We start from the raw sequence: 15,498 nt of genomic DNA on the forward strand, positions 1-15,498 counted from the left end.
CTCGGGGGCCGGCACGACGTTCAATGGCATGGGCTCTCCGTTTGCGGCACTCAGAAGAGACACGGTAGTCCTTGCCCGGCCGCCTCAGCAGGTTCTGATCAGGTCCTCAGCAGGTCACCGGCGTGCCGGGAGGGCCGGCCCCGGCTCAGCGTCGGGTCACGTACACCCGGTAGTTCCCCGCGAGATCCACTCCCGACACGGTGATCACGACGCCGGTCCTGGGGTCCTTGAAGGACTCGCCGGGGGCGAAGGGCGCGTCCGAGAGTTCCGCGTGCACGTTGGGGGAGCGGGTGCAGCCGCCGCTGTCGCGGTGGGAGTCGTACACGGTGATGGGGCCGTTGCCGGTGTCGACGTTCGCGTCGACCTTGTAGATCAGGATGCCGGGGCGGCAGACGGCCAGGTCGTTGCCGTCCCGGGTGCGCAGTTCGAAGGCGTACCCGGTCTTGATGCCGGTCGGTACGAAGACGAGTTTGGCGCCGCCCGTCTTGGCCAGCGGAGTGAGTGTGTACTCCGTGGTGCCGGCCGCGGCGGCGCAGCTGACCTGCGTCTCGTCGAGCCAGCCGAGCTTCCACTTGTGCCAGCCGAGCAGGTCGTTGCCGGCCCCCCAGTCCTCGCTCATGATGTCCCAGTGCCCGACCGCGCCCCCGCCGTCCTGCGTGTACAGGTCGGGCAGGCCGAAGGTGTGGCCGTTCTCGTGGGGGAGTACCCGGTAGCCCGTCTCGCCGTAGGAGCCGGAGCCGTCGTCCTGGCGGCTGTAGACGAAGGACGCGTTGGAGACCACGACGCCGTCGGCGATCGGTGCCTCGGTGTTGCCGGCGAAGGTCACGGACAGGACGGTGTCCAGGGCGGAGGGCCCGGCGTTCGGCGTGACCAGCACGTTCAGGAGGTCGTACGAGCGGAAGTCCACGGTCGGGTCGGCGGTGGCCACGATGTCCTGGACCAGCGTGCGGTACCCGGGGTCGAAGGGCGCGCCGCGCTCTATGCCGTACGCCTTGAACGGCTTGGGCATCCGCAGCCAGTGCCGTACGGGCGTCTCGGGGCGGTAGTCGAGGCGGCCGTAGGAGCCTGTCCTGAACCATTCCTGGGTCTGCGGGAAGAACTCCGCTAGGCGGTCGAGCGCGCTGCCCTGGCCGGGCGCGTCGGAGAAGTCGACCATCAAGGTGAGGGCGCGGACGGTGCCGGTGGAGCGGGCGTACCCCGGTGGCGTCGGGATGCCTTCGCCCATCTGTACGCCCAGCGAGCCGTTGATCATGCAGGGACCGAGCGCCGTGGAGCGGGCCAGCGCGATGGAGCCCGCCGTCGTGGAGCCCGCCGTCAGATGACCGGTGCCGGCGGAGGTGCTGACCGCCAGTGTCAGAACGGCCACCGAGGCGAGCGCGACCACGCGGCGCGGGCGTATCCGACGGCTGGTCGGCTGCATACGGGAGCCCTTCGCTCGACGGCAGCCGCCGGTCACCGACTGCACCCTTTCGATCACCCTGTGGCGAGGGGTGCCGGGGCGCGCGCTGGATGAGCCCGATCGTGGGTTTCTCGCCACAGTGGATGTGACTCAGGTCACACTGAAGGCGGGAAATAACCGGGGACCGTTTCCCCGTTTAGTCAGGTGTCCGAGCGAAGCGGGGAGCTAATCCCCGGATCGCAACCCGGCCGTCAGCTACGCGAACGGCCGTCAACTACCTACGAGGAGTACGCCGTGGAGACCGCAACCCGAGCGCAGCGTCGAGTGCCCCGGCCGCGCGCCGATGCCCTGCGCAATCGGGAGCGGATCGTCGGCGCCGCCGTGGAGATGTTCATCGAGTTCGGCTCCGATGTGCCGTTCGACGAGATCGCCCGCCGGGCCGGCGTGGGCAACGCCACGGTGTACCGCAACTTCCCCGACCGCGACGCAATGGTGCGGGAGGTCGTCTGCACGGTCATGGACCGTACGGCCGAGCAGGCGGAGCTGGCGCTCGCCGAGAGCGGTGACCCGTTCGAGGTGCTGAGCCGCTTCGTGCACGCCTGCGTCGACGAGCGGTTCGGTGCGCTGTGCGCGATGCTCTCCGGCAACTTCGACAAGAACCACCCGGATCTGCTCGCCTCACGTGAGCGGATCGAGGCGCTGGTCGAGGGAATGATGGAGCGCGCCCGGGAGTCCGGGCAGCTCCGCTCCGACGTCGCCGTCGGAGACCTGATGGTCGCCGTCACCCAGCTCACCCGACCGCTGCCCGGCACGGCATGCCAGGGCTTCGACCGCTTCGTACACCGTCATCTGCAGCTGTTCCTGGACGGACTGCGGGCACCGGCCCGCTCCGAACTGCCGGGTACGGCCGCGACCATGGAGGGGCTGCGAGGTGCGTGACCGATGGCGGGGCTGATACCGGACCCATGGCCGGCCTCATGACTGCCTCATGACTATGACTGCCTCAGGACTGGCCTCATGGCGGGGCTGATGACAGGGCCGGTGATCTGACCGGCTGGTCCCGCGCGAAGGCCAGTCCCCTGACCAGCACAACGAAGGCCACCTAAGGCCACCGAGAGCTCGCACAACTCCACTCAGAACTCGCCCAACCCTTTCAGGCCGTCACCGTCGACGAGCCGTCCCCTTCCCTCTGTCCTCTCTCATCGTCTTTTTCGCTACGAAGTCCCGGAGTGGGTACTCCCATGTCTGAAACAGGAAGTTCGACAGCAATGTCCGACGCCAAGTCCGCACATTCCAACCGCTGGAAAGCGCTCACCTTCATCGCGCTCGCCCAGCTGATGGTCGTCCTCGACGCGACCATCGTGAACATTGCGCTGCCCTCCGCCCAGCAGGACCTGGGGATATCGGACGGCAACCGGCAGTGGGTCATCACGGCCTACGCCCTCGCCTTCGGCGGTCTGCTGCTCTTCGGCGGTCGTATCGCCGACCTGTGGGGCCGCAAGCGCACCTTTGTCGCCGGTCTGATCGGCTTCGCCGGCGCGTCCGCCATCGGAGGCGCCGCCACCAACGAGGCGATGATGCTCGGCGCCCGCGCCCTGCAGGGTGCGTTCGGCGCGCTGCTCGCGCCCGCCGCGCTCTCGCTGCTCGCCGTGATGTTCACGGAGCCCAAGGAGCGCGCCAAGGCGTTCGGCATCTACGGCGCGATCGCCGGTGGTGGCGGCGCCGTGGGCTTCATTCTCGGCGGCGTCCTCACCGAGTACCTCGACTGGCGCTGGACGTTCTTCGTGAACATCCCGTTCGCGATCATCGCCGCCGCGGGCGCGTACTTCGTCATCCGTGAGCCGGCTGGTGGCCGCAACCGCTCGCCGCTCGACATCCCCGGCGTCGTCCTCTCCGTCCTCGGTCTGGTCACGCTCGTCTACGCCTTCACCCGCGCCGAGTCCGACGGCTGGGGCGACTCCGTGACGCTCAGCCTGTTCGTCGCCTCGGCGGTACTGCTCGCCGGGTTCGTCCTCACCGAGTCCAGGGTCAAGGCCCCGCTGCTGCCGCTCCGTGTCATCACCGAGCGCAACCGCGGCGGCGTCTACCTCTCGCTCGGCCTCGCGATCATCGCGATGTTCGGCCTGTTCCTCTTCCTGACCTACTACCTGCAGATCGTGAAGGGTTACTCGCCGGTCAAGACCGGCTTCGCCTTCCTGCCGATGATCGCGGGCATGATGGTGGGCTCCACGCAGATCGGCACGCGCCTGATGACCCGGGTCGCCCCGCGCCTGCTGATGGCCCCGGGCTTCCTGGTCGCCGCGCTCGGCATGCTGTTCCTGACCCAGCTGGAGATCGGTTCCTCGTACGCGAGCGTGATCCTGCCGGGCATGGTGCTGCTGGGTCTTGGTATGGGTACGGCGTTCATGCCCGCCATGTCGCTGGCCACGTTCGGCATCGAGCCGCGTGACGCCGGTGTCGCCTCCGCGATGGTGAACACCTCGCAGCAGGTGGGCGGCGCGATCGGTACGGCGCTGCTGAACACGATCGCCGCCTCGGCGACGACCGCGTACATCAAGGACCACATCGGCGGCGCCGGTTCCCAGGCCCAGCAGCAGCTGGTCCAGCTGGAGGGCCAGGTGCACGGCTACACCAACGCGATCTGGTTCGCCGTCGGCATCCTCGTGCTCGCCGCGACGGTCGCCGCGACCCTCATCAACACCGGCCGTCCGGACATCTCTTCGGCCTCCGGCGCGGGTGCGGGCGAGGGTGCCGAGGACGAGCTGAAGGTGCCGGTGGTCGCCCACTGACGCCGGCTGTTCGTACCCCGTCGTACCCCCGGTGCTTCGTACTTCGTACTTCGCGTACGGACGAGGGGTGGGGACGCCTCGTCCGTACGAATCCCAGGGTCCGCCCCGGCTCCGAGCACAGTGGAGCCGGGGCGGACCCGCGCCGGTCCCCTGGCTGCGTTACGGCTCCCCACGAGAGAGCCCTAACGCAGCCAGGGCAGGTCGGCGCCCGCGTCCTTCGGCTGGAGCCCCTCGGCGATGATCCGCATGGCCTCGCCGAGGGCCTTCTGCTGCTCGGGGGAGAGCCGGTCGAAGAGGGCCTGGCGTACGGCGGCGACGTGGCCGGGCGCGGTCCGGCTCAGGACCTCGTAGCCGTCGTCCGTCAGGACCGCGAACTGCCCCCGCTTGTCGGAGGGACAGTCCTCGCGCCGCACCCAGCCGTTCTTCTCCAGGCGGGCGATCGCGTGGGAGAGACGGGACCGGGTGATCTTCGCGTTCATGGCCAGCTCGGTCATCCGCAGCCGCCTGTGCGGCGCCTCGGCGAGCTGCACGAGCAGGCCGTAGTAGACGTGCGGCATGCCCGCGTCCCGCTGGAGCTGTCGGTCGAGATGGTCCTCCAGAAGGGTGGATGCGTGCATGTAGGCACGCCAGGTGCGCTGTTCCTCGTCAGTGAGCCAGCGCGTCTCTTGAGCGGATGCCGTGTTCATGTACTCCACTGTACGAGCCCCTTCTTGAAGATTAAACAAACGGGGACTATGGTGAGTATCAATATTGAGAGTTCAAGTATCGGTCGCTTAGGGGACCGATTCTTCGGGCTGTGTGTTCGAACCCCGCCGGAGGGAGCCGCCGCGATGTCTGCTGTCACGCCCGTTGTCACGCCCGTTGTCACGTCCGCTGTCACTTCTGTCGCCACTTCTGTCGCCACGTCTGTCGCGACCGAGGGGCGCGACTCGCAGGAGCGCATGCCCGCCCTCTATCTCAGTCATGGCGCCCCGCCCCTCGCCGAGGACCCGGTCTGGCCCGGCCAGCTCGCCGCCTGGTCCGCCGACCTGCCGCGCCCCAAGGCGATCCTCATGGTCTCCGCCCACTGGGAGGAGGCCCCCCTCGCCCTCGGCGCGGTCGGGACGGTCCCCCTCGTATACGACTTCTGGGGCTTCCCCGAGCACTTCTACCAGGTGCGGTACGAGGCTCCGGGCGCCCCTCAACTCGCCGAGTCCGTACGGAAGTTGCTGCGCGCGCCCGGCATCCCGGTGCAGGACATCCCGGACCGCGGACTCGACCACGGCGCGTACGTCCCGCTGGTGGAGATGTTCCCCGAGGCCGACATCCCGGTCCTGCAGATCTCCATGCCGACCCTCGACCCGGTCCGGCTGATGGAGATCGGCAGGAAGCTGGCGCCGCTGCGCGACGAGGGCGTCCTGATCGTGGGCTCCGGCTTCTTCACGCACAACCTCGCGGCCCTGCGGCACACCGGCGGCGGCGTGCCGTCCTGGTCGAGCGAGTTCGACGACTGGGGCCACCGTGCGCTGGACGCCGGTGACGTGGACGCGCTGCTCGACTTCGAGCGCAAGTCTCCGGCGGGCCGTCTCGCCCACCCGCGCACCGAGCACTTCGCGCCCCTCTTCGTGACCATGGGCGCGGCGGACGCGGCCGGTGAGCTCGACGGGCAGAAGTCCGTGATCGACGGGTTCTGGCTGGGGATGGCGAAGCGGTCGGTGCAGTTCGGCTGAGCGGTGGCCGCGCCTGGCCGTGCCTACCGGGTCACAGCTCCTTCTCGTACCAGGCCACGTCCCAGTACCGGCCGAACTTGCGGCCGACCTCCCGGTAGGTGCCGATGTGCCGGAACCCGAAGCGTTCGTGCAGCCGTGTGGACGCCTCGTTGGGCAGGGCGATGCCCGCGTAGGCGCGGTGCAGGTCCTCGCCCTCCAGGGCCTCGAAGAGGGCTTTGTAGAGGAGGGTGCCGATGCCGCGGCCGGCCGCTTCGGGGGCGAGGTAGATGGTGACTTCGACCGAGGTGGCGTACGCGGGCTTGGGACGGTGTGGGCTGCTGGTGGCGTACCCAAGAGTTGCCTGTGAGTCCACGTCCGTGGCAACCATCAGGCGGTGCGGTCCGTCTTCAGGGTGGGAGAGCAGCCACGGACGACGCTCTTCCACAGTGAAGACAGCGGTATCGAATGTGATGGGCGTCTCACGCACATAGTGGTTGTAGATGGCGGTGAGAGCATCGAGATCACCCTCGGATCCCGGCCTGACCTGCACTTCTGTACGTTCTGTCGTCATCTGGCACCCCTCTGTGGCGGGACAGGGTACTGCATGATCAGAAAAATCGAGGGGCGGGTTGGGAATTCTGTCCGGATTCCAGTCGTTGTTTCCTTCGGATGCAGGGCACCCGGGAGGGTGAGCCCAAAGTGTCCGGACCGACCCGCAAGCCCACCATCGCAAGGGAGCACGCATGGCAACCCGTGCCGTCGCCCGTCGTAAGTCCGCCTCCGGCGAGACCAGCGACGGTGCACGCAGTGTTCGCGTCGTAGGCGGCGAGATCGCCGACCGCGACCTGGTCGGCATGTACCTCGACGAGATCGCGCGTACGCCGCTGCTCGACGCCGCCAAGGAAGTAGAACTGTCTCAGATCATCGAGGCGGGTGTGTTCGCGCGGCAGATCCTCGAAGGTGAGGCCCAGGCCGAGGCGGACGCGTCCCGCGAGGAGCTGGAGGCACTGGTCGCCGAGGGCGAGCGGGCCAAGGACGTCTTCATCCGCTCGAACCTGCGCCTTGTCGTCGCCGTGGCCCGCCGCTATCCGCGCAGCGGCCTGCCCCTGCTCGACCTGATCCAGGAGGGCAACGCCGGCCTGGTGCGCGCGGTCGAGAAGTTCGACTACCGCAAGGGCTTCAAGTTCTCCACGTACGCGACGTGGTGGATCCGCCAGGCCATCACCCGCTCCATAGCGGACCAGTCGCGCACGATCCGCCTCCCCGTCCACCTGGTCGAGGAGCTGGGCCGGATCCGGCGCGTGCAGCGCGAGTTCAACCGCGAGCACGGGCGGGAGCCGGAGCACGCCGAGATCGCCGCCGAGCTCGCTTCCACACCGGAGCGCGTGGCGGACGTCCTGGACTGGGCCCGCGACCCGGTCTCGCTGAACATGGCGGTGGATGACAACGGCGACACCCAGTTCGGCGACCTGCTGGAGGACACCTCCGCGGTCTCACCCGAGCAGTCGGTGATGACACTCCTGCGCAGCGAGGAGCTGGACGACCTGATCGGCCGCCTCGACCAGCGCACGGCCTCCATCATCAAGATGCGGTACGGCATCGAGGACGGCCGGGAGCGCACGCTCACGGAGGTCGGCAAGGAGCACGGCCTCACGCGAGAGCGCATCCGCCAGATCGAGAAGCACGCGCTGCTCGAGCTGAAGAAGCTGGCACGCGACACAGGTTTCGACGCGGCTGCGTAAGCCCGCCCCTTCGTTACCGACAGATGTCGGCCACAGGCCGACCGGACATGGCCGTGTTAGGCCGCTTCAACTTGCTGGGCTCTGGGAACAAGACTTCAGGGCCCAGGGTTAGGCCCCAGGGTCCCGGGCATACGTCCGTGACCCCCGAAGCCGAGTCCCGACGCACACCCCCCCCGCGCCGGGACTCTTCCAGAGCCGAGCTCCGGCGCCTCCCCCCCTGGCGCCGGGGCTCGGCTCCTTTTTGTCTGCGGGGCGGACGGCGAGTTTGCCCGCGGGACGGCGAGGCTCGTGTGGTTGCTGTTCGGGCGATGCGCGTGGTTGCTGTCCGGGCGACTCGTGAGGTTCATGCCCGGGCGCTTCGGGTGATCCTTGCCGGCGACTCGTGCGACTACTGCCCCCGGGGAGAGGGGCGCGGGGCCCTGTGCCTCGTGTGGTTGCTGCCCGGCGAGAGGGGTGCGGAAGGCCCTGTGCCTCGCGCGTGGGAGGCTGCTTCCGGGCAGGTCGTTTGACGGGCCACCCCGAACCTGAACCCCGGGGTGACCCGAATGGCAGATTGTGCCACAGAGGCATAACCTGCCGTTCGTGACCGGTACCGAACCTGTGGCCCGGGCCTCCGCGGACGCGGCGGCCCCGGTGGCCTCGGCCTCCGACGGTCCGGCATCCGAGGAACGTCCCGCCCGAGCTCCTGCTCGCCGGACCCCCGGCAATCGCGCGGCCCGGGGTTCCTCGCCCGACGGCCAGGCTCCCTCGCTGATCGAGCGGCGCAAGGCCGCCACCCGCATGGACATCGCCCGCGCCGCAGCCGGGCTCATCATGCGCAACGGCCTGCGCGCCACCCGCGCCGAGGACATCGCCCGCGACGCCGGCATCGCCCCGCGCACCTTCTACCGCTACTTCGCGAGCAAGGAGGAGTCCCTCGGCCCCCTCTTCGCCGCGGGTGCCCAGAAATGGGCCGAGACGGTCCGCGACGCCCCGGCCCACCTGACCGTCCCCGAAGCCCTCCATCACGCGGTCATCCAGACGATGACACCCGGGGTCGGGGTGCGCGCGGAGTCCCTGCAGTGGGTCCGCTCCCTGCTCCGGCTGGCCGAGGGGAGCCCGGCCCTGCTGAGGGTGTGGGGCGAGGCGTGCCATACCGCGGAGCGGACGCTGGCGGCGGTGCTGGGGGCGCGGGTCGCCACCGCGCGGGGTGGGGATGGAGGCGCACCCGGTTCCCGGCCGCCCGGCGGCCCCCTGCCGCCGCTCTCTCCCGAGATCCGACTCGGCGCCGCCCTGGCCGGCGCGGCGGTGCGCGTCGCGGTGGAGGCGTGGGCCGCCGGCGACGACCCGGCAGACGGACCGGCCGGGCCCGTCGCGCTCGCGGTGCGCAACCTCGGTTCCCTTCGCGACTTTCCGTGGCACACCGGGTGACCGACGGAGGCGTGGCTCACCCGGTGTGCCACGGTGGCGCCACCCGGCGCCATCCTGAGCTCTGAGAAGCGTATGAGCGCGCATGGCGCCATCTTCACTCACCTAGGTGCCAGTGAGTTTCCGCAGGTCGGAGAGGTCACGCCAGCGTGCTGTCCCCGAGGTGTCGCCTTGCCGCTTGCGCATGGCGCCACTGTGGTGCCATCATGGCGTCATGGATCTCACTCCGTATGTCGACACCCTCCGCCGCGAACTCGCGGTGGCCGCCGAAGCCGGCGGCGACGAAGCCCGTGAGCTGGCAGAGAGGCTCACCGCTCCCCTGGAGTCGGCGACCCGGCTGATCATGCTCAATGTGCTCTCCGCCGCGACGGACGAGATCACCCGCGAACTCGCCCCCGGCTCGGTCGACGTACGGCTGCGGGGGCTCGACCCCGACTTCGTGGTGACACTGCCGCCCACCGACCACGGCTTTCCCCCGGAGCCGGCTGAGGTCGAAGCACTCAGGGCCCCGGCTCCGGTCGACGGCGACGAGGGCGGCACCGCCCGCGTCAACCTGCGCCTGCCGGCCCATCTCAAGGCCCGCGCCGAAGAGGCCGCGACCCGCGAGGGCCTGTCGGTCAACGCGTGGCTGGTGCGTGCGGTGTCGGCCGCGGTCGACGGCGGCACCCGACCGCCTACGACGGAGAAGACCCGGACCGTCGGACAGAGCATCACGGGCTGGGTGCGCTAGCCGCTCCCCTGTCCGCACCGCGTCATCACCCACACCACTTCACCTGCACCACGTCCCACCAGCGGGGACGCCCTGAAGACCCAGGAGGACGGGACAGCCATGCCTTCTTTCGACACTCCCGAACCGATTTCGGTCACCGCCCACGTGGGCGCCGGTTCCCTCCGGTTCACCGCGAGCGACCGCACCGACACCGTGGTCGAGGTACGGCCCGGCAGCCCCAAGCGGGACAAGGACGTGCGGGCCGCCGAGCAGACCGAGGTCACCTACGTGAACGGCGTGCTGACCATCAGGACGAAGGAGCGCCGCTTCATCGGTCCCTCCGGCGTCGTCGACGTGACGGTCGACCTGCCTACGGGCTCGGCCATCGACGTCACAGGCTCCTGGGCCCAGGTGGTCGGCGAGGGTCGGCTCGGCGAGGCCCGGGTCAAGACCTCGGGCGGCGACGTCCGCCTGGACGCGACCGGGCCGCTCCACCTGACCGTCTCCCACGGCTCGGTCTTCGTCGACCGGATCGAGGGCGCGGCCGAGATCACCACCAGCTCCGGCAGCCTGCGCATCGGCATCGTCGACGGCCCCGCCACCCTGAAGAACTCACACGGCGCCACGTCCGTCGCCGCCGTGACAGGCGACCTGCGGGCGAGCGGCGCCTACGGCGACATCGACATCCAGCGCGCCGAAGCCTCGGTCACCGCCACCACCGCCCACGGCGCCCTGCGTATCGCGGAAGTGGCCTCCGGCACCGTCCAGTTGGAGACGTCCTACGGCGCCATCGACATCGGCATTCGCCAGGGCACCGCCGCCTGGCTCGACGCCAGCGCCGAGCGTGGGCAGGTGCACAACACGCTCGCCGAGTCCGCGCCTCCGGCGGAGACCGAGAACACCGTCGAGGTCCGCGCCAGGACCCGCTGGGGCAACATCGACATCCGCCGCGCCAAGGCCTGACTCCCCCAACTCCCGCCGTTCCCCCTTCACTTCACTCACCGAGCCGGAGGGCCCCATGCCTTCATCTGTCATGCCCACGTCCATGCAGAGTGACGGTCAGCCGCCACCGGCCGCCGTCTCCACCATCGGTCTGCGCAAGTCGTACGGCGACAAGACCGTCCTCGACGGCATCGATCTGTGCATCCCGGCCGGGTCGGTGTTCGCGCTGCTCGGCCCGAACGGTGCCGGCAAGACCACCGTCGTGAAGATCCTCTCCACCCTCATCACCGCCGACGGCGGGCAGGCCCAGGTCGCGGGCCATGACATCGCCACGTCACCGGACGGGGTGCGGGCCGCGATCGGTGTCACCGGCCAGTTCTCCGCCGTCGACGGTCTGATCACCGGCGAGGAGAACATGCTCCTCATGGCGGACCTGCACCACCTGCCCAAGAGCGAGGGGCGCCGGGTCACCGCCGAGTTGCTGGAGCGCTTCGACCTCACCGAGGCCGCGACGAAGCCCGCCTCCACCTACTCCGGCGGCATGAAACGCCGCCTCGACATCGCCATGACCCTGGTCGGCAACCCACGGATCATCTTCCTCGACGAACCGACCACCGGCCTCGACCCCCGCTCCCGCCACAACATGTGGCAGATCATCCGCGAACTCGTCTCCGACGGCGTCACCGTCTTCCTCACCACCCAGTACCTGGAAGAAGCCGACGAACTCGCCGACCGCATCGCCGTGTTGAACGACGGAAAGATCGCCGCCGAGGGCACCGCCGAAGAGCTCAAGCGGCTCATCCCCGGCGGACACGTCCGGCTCCGCTTCACCGACCCCACCGCCTACCAGACCGCCGCCACCGCCCTGCGCGAGACCTCGCGCGACGACGAGGCGCTCTCCCTGACCGTCCCCAGCGACGGCAGCCAGCGCGAACTGCGTTCCATCCTCGACCGGCTGGACGCCGCCGACATCGAGGCGGACGAGCTGACCGTCCACACCCCCGACCTCGACGACGTGTTCTTCGCCCTCACCAGCCCCACCAGCCCCACCACCCTCCCCAGCCAGCCCAACCAGCCCAAGGAGAACGTCCGATGAGCACCCTCTCCCTCGCCGCACGCGACTCCACCACCATGCTCCGCCGCAACCTCCTGCACGCCCGCCGCTACCCCTCCCTCACCCTCAACCTCCTCCTCACCCCGATCATGCTGCTCCTGCTCTTCGTCTACATCTTCGGCGACGTGATGAGCGCGGGTATCGGGGACGGCGGGGCGGACCGGTCCGAGTACATCGCGTATCTCGTCCCCGGCATCCTGATGATGACCATCGGCGGCACCACGATCGGCACGGCGGTGTCCGTCTCGATGGACATGTCCGAGGGGATCATCGCCCGCTTCCGTACGCTGGCGATCCACCGGGGGTCCGTGCTCATCGGGCACGTTGTCGGCAGCGTGCTGCAGTGCATCGCCAGCGTGGTGCTCGTCGGCGCCGTCGGTGTGGCCATCGGCTTCCGGTCCACGGACGCCACGGTCCTGGAGTGGATCGCGGCCTTCGGACTGCTCACGCTGTTCGCCGTGGCACTGACCTGGATCGCGGTCGGGATGGGCCTGATCAGCCCGAACGCCGAAGCGGCCAGCAACAACGCGCTGCCGCTGATCTTCCTGCCGCTCATCTCCAGCGCCTTCGTCCCGGTCGACGCGATGCCGGGCTGGTTCCAGCCGATCGCCGAGTACCAGCCCTTCACCCCGGCCATCGAAACCCTGCGCGGCCTGCTCCTCGGCACCGAGATCGGCCACAACGGCTGGCTGGCCATCGCCTGGTGCCTCGCACTGACCGTGCTCGGCTACTTCTGGTCGAAGGCGTCGTTCAACCGCGACCCGAAGTAGGAGGTATGAGCGCGAGAGCTGCGCCCCGCGGTTCGTCCCGTCCCGTTGATCCCCGGTCTCCGCTCAGCCCGATGCCCCACTCACTCCCCGCCCGGGCGGCCGCCCTCCGCCACCCCGTCCGCCGCTCGCGTCAACCGCGTCCCCAACTCCCGTAGACACCGCACGAGTTCCGCCGGCTCCCGCACCGTGAACTCGCAGTCGACCATCGCGAGCCGCACCGCGAGCCACTCCACGGAGTCCCCGGCGGAGGAACGCAGCCGACAGCTGTGGTCGTCGATCGGTTCGGGCGCCCCGAGCCAGGCGGGCAGCCGTGCGGCGACGAACATGGCCGGCGCGGCGAAGGTGACGTCGAAGTCGTACGTCTCCTGACGCCGGTACATCGACTGCCGCAGATACTCCGCCGCATTCCCCGTCGGCAACTCGCGCGGTGCGAACCGCGCCCCGGTCGCGAAGGGTTCGGCCACCCGGTCGACGCGGAACGTACGCCAGTCCTCGCGGTCGAGGTCGTACGCGACGAGGTACCAGCGACGGCCGGTGGAGACGAGGCGGTACGGCTCGGTCAGGCGGCGCGAGGGTGTTCCGTCCCCGGAGCGGTACGCGAACCGCAGCCGCTCCCGGCCTGCCACGGTCGAGGCCATCACGGTCAGCGTCTCGGGCGCGATGCTCGCTCCGTCGCCGCTGGTGAGCGGGGTGGTCGCCGCCTGCAAGGTGGACACCCGATGCCGCAGCCGGGACGGCAGCACCTGCTCCAGTTTCGCGAGGGCCCGTACGGAGGCCTCTTCAATGCCCTCGACCGCGTGCCCGGCGCCGGCCCGCAGCCCCACCGCGATCGCCACCGCCTCCTCGTCGTCGAGCACGAGGGGCGGCATCGCCTTCCCCGCCACCAGCCGGTACCCGCCGTCGGCGCCCTTGGTCGCCTGCACCGGGTAGCCCAGTTCGCGGAGCCGGTCGACGTCCCGCCGGACGGTACGACGGGACACTCGGAGTCGCTCGGACAGCTCACCGCCGGGCCACTCGCGGGGCGTCTGGAGGAGGGAGAGGAGCTGGAGAAGCCTGGCCGGTGTGTCGGTGGTCATGTCCTCGCCCCTGTCGTCCTGTCCGGGCCTGCGCAGGCCTTCGCCCCGGTCTTCGTATCCGCGCCCGCGTAGGTCGGTGCTGCCGTCGTCATGTTTCTCAGAGTGCCGTACAACTAGGACACGATCTGACCTAATCGAGTCCTACCTTCAATGCATGACCTCCACCGAGACCATTCTCAACAGCCCGGCCCCAGCGGCCGACCGACGCCGTTGGTTCGCACTCGCGATCGTGATGACCGCAGCCTTCATGGACCTCGTCGACGTCACGATCGTCAACATCGCGATTCCGTCCATCCAGCGGGAGGCGGGCGCCTCGGTCAGCCAGATCCAGTGGATCACGGCGGGTTACGCACTGGCCTTCGCCGCCGGGCTCATCACCGGCGGGCGGCTCGGCGACATCCACGGACGTAAGCGGCTCTTCCTGGTCGGCATCGGCGGATTCACGATCGCGTCGGCCCTGTGCGGCTTCGCCGTGAACCCCGAGATGCTGGTCGCCTCCCGCATTCTCCAGGGCGGGATGGCCGCGATGATGGTGCCGCAGGTGCTGTCGATCGTGCACGCGACCTTCCCGGCGCACGAGAGGGGGAAGGTGTTCGGGCTGTTCGGCGCGGTCGTGGGACTGGGTGCCGTGTCCGGGCCGCTGCTCGGCGCGCTGCTCACCGAGTGGAACCTGTTCGGTCTCGAATGGCGGCCGATCTTCCTCATCAACCTTCCGGTCGGTATCGCGGGCCTGATCCTGGGCCGTCGCTTCATCACCGAGTCCAAGGCCCCGCGGGCCCTCAAGCTCGACCTCGTCGGTGTCGCCCTCGTCGCGCTCGGCATGCTGATGCTGATCTACCCGTTGACGCGCGGCGAGGAGCTGGACTGGCCGCTGTGGGGGTACGTGTCGATGGTCGGCGCCCTGGTCGTCTTCGCGGCGCTGGTGGCGTACGAGAAGCGGAAGGCGCGGATCGACGGTTCGCCGCTCGTCGAGCTCTCCCTCTTCAAGGTGAAGAGCTTCGCGGCGGGCATCGCCGTACAGACCGTCTTCGGGGTCGCGCTCGGCATCTTCTTCCTGGTCTGGACGCTCTACATGCAGACCGGTCTCGGGTGGAGCCCGCTGCGGGCCGGCCTGACCGGGGTTCCGTTCTCGATCGCGGTGTCGGTGGCGGCGGGGATGTCGGTGCAGCTGCTGGTCCCGCGCTTCGGGCGCAAGGTTCTCCAGGCGGGCGCGCTGCTCATGGCGGCCGGCGTACTCCTCTACATCTGGGAGTCCGAGCGGTACGGCATGTCCATCGCCTCCTGGCAGATGGCGCTGCCCCTGGTCGTCATGGGTGCGGGGATGGGCTTCATCGTGGCGCCGCTGACGGACGCCGTGCTGTCGGAGGTGCCGCGCGAGCACGCCGGTTCGGCGTCCGGGCTCATCAACACCGTGCAGCAGATGGGCAACGCGCTGGGTCTCGGCCTGGTGTCCGTCGTCTTCTTCGGCACGATGGGGGACCGGCTGACCTCGGCCGAGGTGGGCCCGGCCTTCGTGAACGCCTTCGAGCACGCGCTGGGCTGGGTCGTGGCGGTGATGACGGCGATCTTCCTGCTGATGTTCGCGCTGCCGAAGCGGCCGGGGCAGCATGTGGAGGGCGCGGAGGGCGCGGAGGGCGCGGGGGGCCCGTCGTCCGAAGAGGTCACGAAGGAGCCCGAGCTCGTTTCGTAAACCAAGACCGAAGGGGCCCGGCACTTCACGGACGCTGTTGGTTAATCCCGGGCCCTGATACTTCGCCCCGTCGTCATGCGGCGGGGCGAAGTGCTGCCAGGGGGCTGGTCCGGGTGGGGGCGCGGGGTGTGTCGGTAAGCCAGGCGTTGATGCGGATGAGGTTGATCGCCGC

Annotated in this window: 14 protein-coding genes; 10 read left to right on the forward strand and 4 right to left on the reverse strand. The window is 69.6% G+C overall.

Annotation, left to right across the window (positions count from 1 at the left end):
• Positions 1-145 precede the first annotated feature (145 nt).
• Positions 146-1,420, reverse strand: a complete 1,275-nt coding sequence (locus ACFWP7_RS16535) for a M6 family metalloprotease domain-containing protein (protein WP_384381987.1) — start codon at positions 1,418-1,420, stop codon at positions 146-148.
• A gap of 273 nt (positions 1,421-1,693) precedes the next feature.
• On the opposite strand from ACFWP7_RS16535, the gene ACFWP7_RS16540 reads away from it, so the two are divergent.
• Together ACFWP7_RS16540 and ACFWP7_RS16545 are read left to right on the forward strand one after the other, a co-directional pair.
• Complete coding sequence (locus ACFWP7_RS16540) at positions 1,694-2,338, forward strand: TetR/AcrR family transcriptional regulator (RefSeq protein ID WP_384381989.1); 645 nt, start codon at positions 1,694-1,696, stop codon at positions 2,336-2,338.
• 302 nt (positions 2,339-2,640) lie between these two features.
• Positions 2,641-4,188, forward strand: coding sequence for an MFS transporter (locus ACFWP7_RS16545; RefSeq protein WP_384381991.1), 1,548 nt, complete (start codon positions 2,641-2,643; stop codon positions 4,186-4,188).
• A gap of 182 nt (positions 4,189-4,370) precedes the next feature.
• On the opposite strand, the gene ACFWP7_RS16550 is transcribed toward ACFWP7_RS16545, so the two are convergent.
• Positions 4,371-4,874: a MarR family winged helix-turn-helix transcriptional regulator gene (locus ACFWP7_RS16550; protein ID WP_384381993.1), complete on the reverse strand. Its 504-nt coding sequence runs from the start codon at positions 4,872-4,874 to the stop codon at positions 4,371-4,373.
• A gap of 255 nt (positions 4,875-5,129) precedes the next feature.
• Here ACFWP7_RS16550 and ACFWP7_RS16555 point away from each other — a divergent pair, with 255 nt between their 5' ends.
• The gene (locus ACFWP7_RS16555) at positions 5,130-5,897 is read left to right on the forward strand and encodes a dioxygenase (protein ID WP_384382033.1); all 768 of its coding nucleotides are present in this window, start codon (positions 5,130-5,132) and stop codon (positions 5,895-5,897) included.
• 31 nt (positions 5,898-5,928) lie between these two features.
• Here ACFWP7_RS16555 and ACFWP7_RS16560 read toward each other — a convergent pair whose 3' ends face one another.
• Entirely contained in the window at positions 5,929-6,447 is a 519-nt protein-coding gene (locus tag ACFWP7_RS16560; protein WP_384381995.1) for a GNAT family N-acetyltransferase, read from the reverse strand.
• A 172-nt stretch (positions 6,448-6,619) separates the two neighbouring features.
• Between ACFWP7_RS16560 and ACFWP7_RS16565 the strand changes: the two genes are divergently transcribed.
• The 6 genes from ACFWP7_RS16565 (at position 6,620) to ACFWP7_RS16590 (ending at position 12,560) form a co-directional block, all read left to right on the forward strand.
• The gene (locus tag ACFWP7_RS16565) at positions 6,620-7,618 is read left to right on the forward strand and encodes an RNA polymerase sigma factor RpoD/SigA (protein WP_384381997.1); all 999 of its coding nucleotides are present in this window, start codon (positions 6,620-6,622) and stop codon (positions 7,616-7,618) included.
• Positions 7,619-8,398: 780 nt separating this feature from the next.
• On the forward strand, positions 8,399-9,028 hold the full coding sequence (locus tag ACFWP7_RS16570) for a TetR family transcriptional regulator (protein WP_384382035.1): 630 nt from the start codon (positions 8,399-8,401) through the stop codon (positions 9,026-9,028).
• A gap of 211 nt (positions 9,029-9,239) precedes the next feature.
• Positions 9,240-9,755, forward strand: a complete 516-nt coding sequence (locus tag ACFWP7_RS16575) for a toxin-antitoxin system HicB family antitoxin (protein ID WP_384381999.1) — start codon at positions 9,240-9,242, stop codon at positions 9,753-9,755.
• A 99-nt stretch (positions 9,756-9,854) separates the two neighbouring features.
• Positions 9,855-10,697, forward strand: coding sequence for a DUF4097 domain-containing protein (locus tag ACFWP7_RS16580; RefSeq protein WP_384382001.1), 843 nt, complete (start codon positions 9,855-9,857; stop codon positions 10,695-10,697).
• Between the two features lie 55 nt (positions 10,698-10,752).
• On the forward strand, positions 10,753-11,772 hold the full coding sequence (locus tag ACFWP7_RS16585; RefSeq protein WP_384382003.1) for an ATP-binding cassette domain-containing protein: 1,020 nt from the start codon (positions 10,753-10,755) through the stop codon (positions 11,770-11,772).
• Positions 11,769-12,560 carry an ABC transporter permease gene (locus ACFWP7_RS16590; protein ID WP_384382005.1) on the forward strand — a complete coding sequence of 264 codons (792 nt, stop codon included), beginning with the start codon at positions 11,769-11,771 and terminating at the stop codon, positions 12,558-12,560. Before ACFWP7_RS16585 ends, ACFWP7_RS16590 begins: the two co-directional genes overlap by 4 nt.
• Positions 12,561-12,640: 80 nt before the next feature.
• Here ACFWP7_RS16590 and ACFWP7_RS16595 read toward each other — a convergent pair whose 3' ends face one another.
• On the reverse strand, positions 12,641-13,636 hold the full coding sequence (locus ACFWP7_RS16595; protein WP_384382007.1) for a helix-turn-helix transcriptional regulator: 996 nt from the start codon (positions 13,634-13,636) through the stop codon (positions 12,641-12,643).
• Positions 13,637-13,790: 154 nt separating this feature from the next.
• Between ACFWP7_RS16595 and ACFWP7_RS16600 the strand changes: the two genes are divergently transcribed.
• Positions 13,791-15,326 (forward strand): MFS transporter, encoded by a 1,536-nt coding sequence (locus tag ACFWP7_RS16600; RefSeq protein ID WP_384382009.1) that lies wholly within the window; start codon positions 13,791-13,793, stop codon positions 15,324-15,326.
• Positions 15,327-15,498: the final 172 nt, after the last annotated feature.

Source organism: Streptomyces sp. NPDC058470 (genome assembly GCF_042721055.1).
Lineage (GTDB): Bacteria > Actinomycetota > Actinomycetes > Streptomycetales > Streptomycetaceae > Streptomyces.

Excerpts from the sequence above, each read along its gene's own strand:
- ACFWP7_RS16590 (WP_384382005.1), top strand. The coding sequence starts at position 11,769 with ATGAGCACCCTCTCCCTCGCCGCACGCGACTCCACCACCATGCTCCGC.
- ACFWP7_RS16550 (WP_384381993.1), bottom strand. The coding sequence starts at position 4,874 with ATGAACACGGCATCCGCTCAAGAGACGCGCTGGCTCACTGACGAGGAA.
- ACFWP7_RS16595 (WP_384382007.1), bottom strand. The coding sequence starts at position 13,636 with ATGACCACCGACACACCGGCCAGGCTTCTCCAGCTCCTCTCCCTCCTC.
- ACFWP7_RS16570 (WP_384382035.1), top strand. The coding sequence starts at position 8,399 with ATGGACATCGCCCGCGCCGCAGCCGGGCTCATCATGCGCAACGGCCTG.
- ACFWP7_RS16600 (WP_384382009.1), top strand. The coding sequence starts at position 13,791 with ATGACCTCCACCGAGACCATTCTCAACAGCCCGGCCCCAGCGGCCGAC.
- ACFWP7_RS16555 (WP_384382033.1), top strand. The coding sequence starts at position 5,130 with ATGCCCGCCCTCTATCTCAGTCATGGCGCCCCGCCCCTCGCCGAGGAC.
- ACFWP7_RS16535 (WP_384381987.1), bottom strand. The coding sequence starts at position 1,420 with ATGCAGCCGACCAGCCGTCGGATACGCCCGCGCCGCGTGGTCGCGCTC.
- ACFWP7_RS16565 (WP_384381997.1), top strand. The coding sequence starts at position 6,620 with ATGGCAACCCGTGCCGTCGCCCGTCGTAAGTCCGCCTCCGGCGAGACC.
- ACFWP7_RS16580 (WP_384382001.1), top strand. The coding sequence starts at position 9,855 with ATGCCTTCTTTCGACACTCCCGAACCGATTTCGGTCACCGCCCACGTG.
- ACFWP7_RS16560 (WP_384381995.1), bottom strand. The coding sequence starts at position 6,447 with ATGACGACAGAACGTACAGAAGTGCAGGTCAGGCCGGGATCCGAGGGT.
- ACFWP7_RS16545 (WP_384381991.1), top strand. The coding sequence starts at position 2,641 with ATGTCTGAAACAGGAAGTTCGACAGCAATGTCCGACGCCAAGTCCGCA.
- ACFWP7_RS16575 (WP_384381999.1), top strand. The coding sequence starts at position 9,240 with ATGGATCTCACTCCGTATGTCGACACCCTCCGCCGCGAACTCGCGGTG.
- ACFWP7_RS16585 (WP_384382003.1), top strand. The coding sequence starts at position 10,753 with ATGCCTTCATCTGTCATGCCCACGTCCATGCAGAGTGACGGTCAGCCG.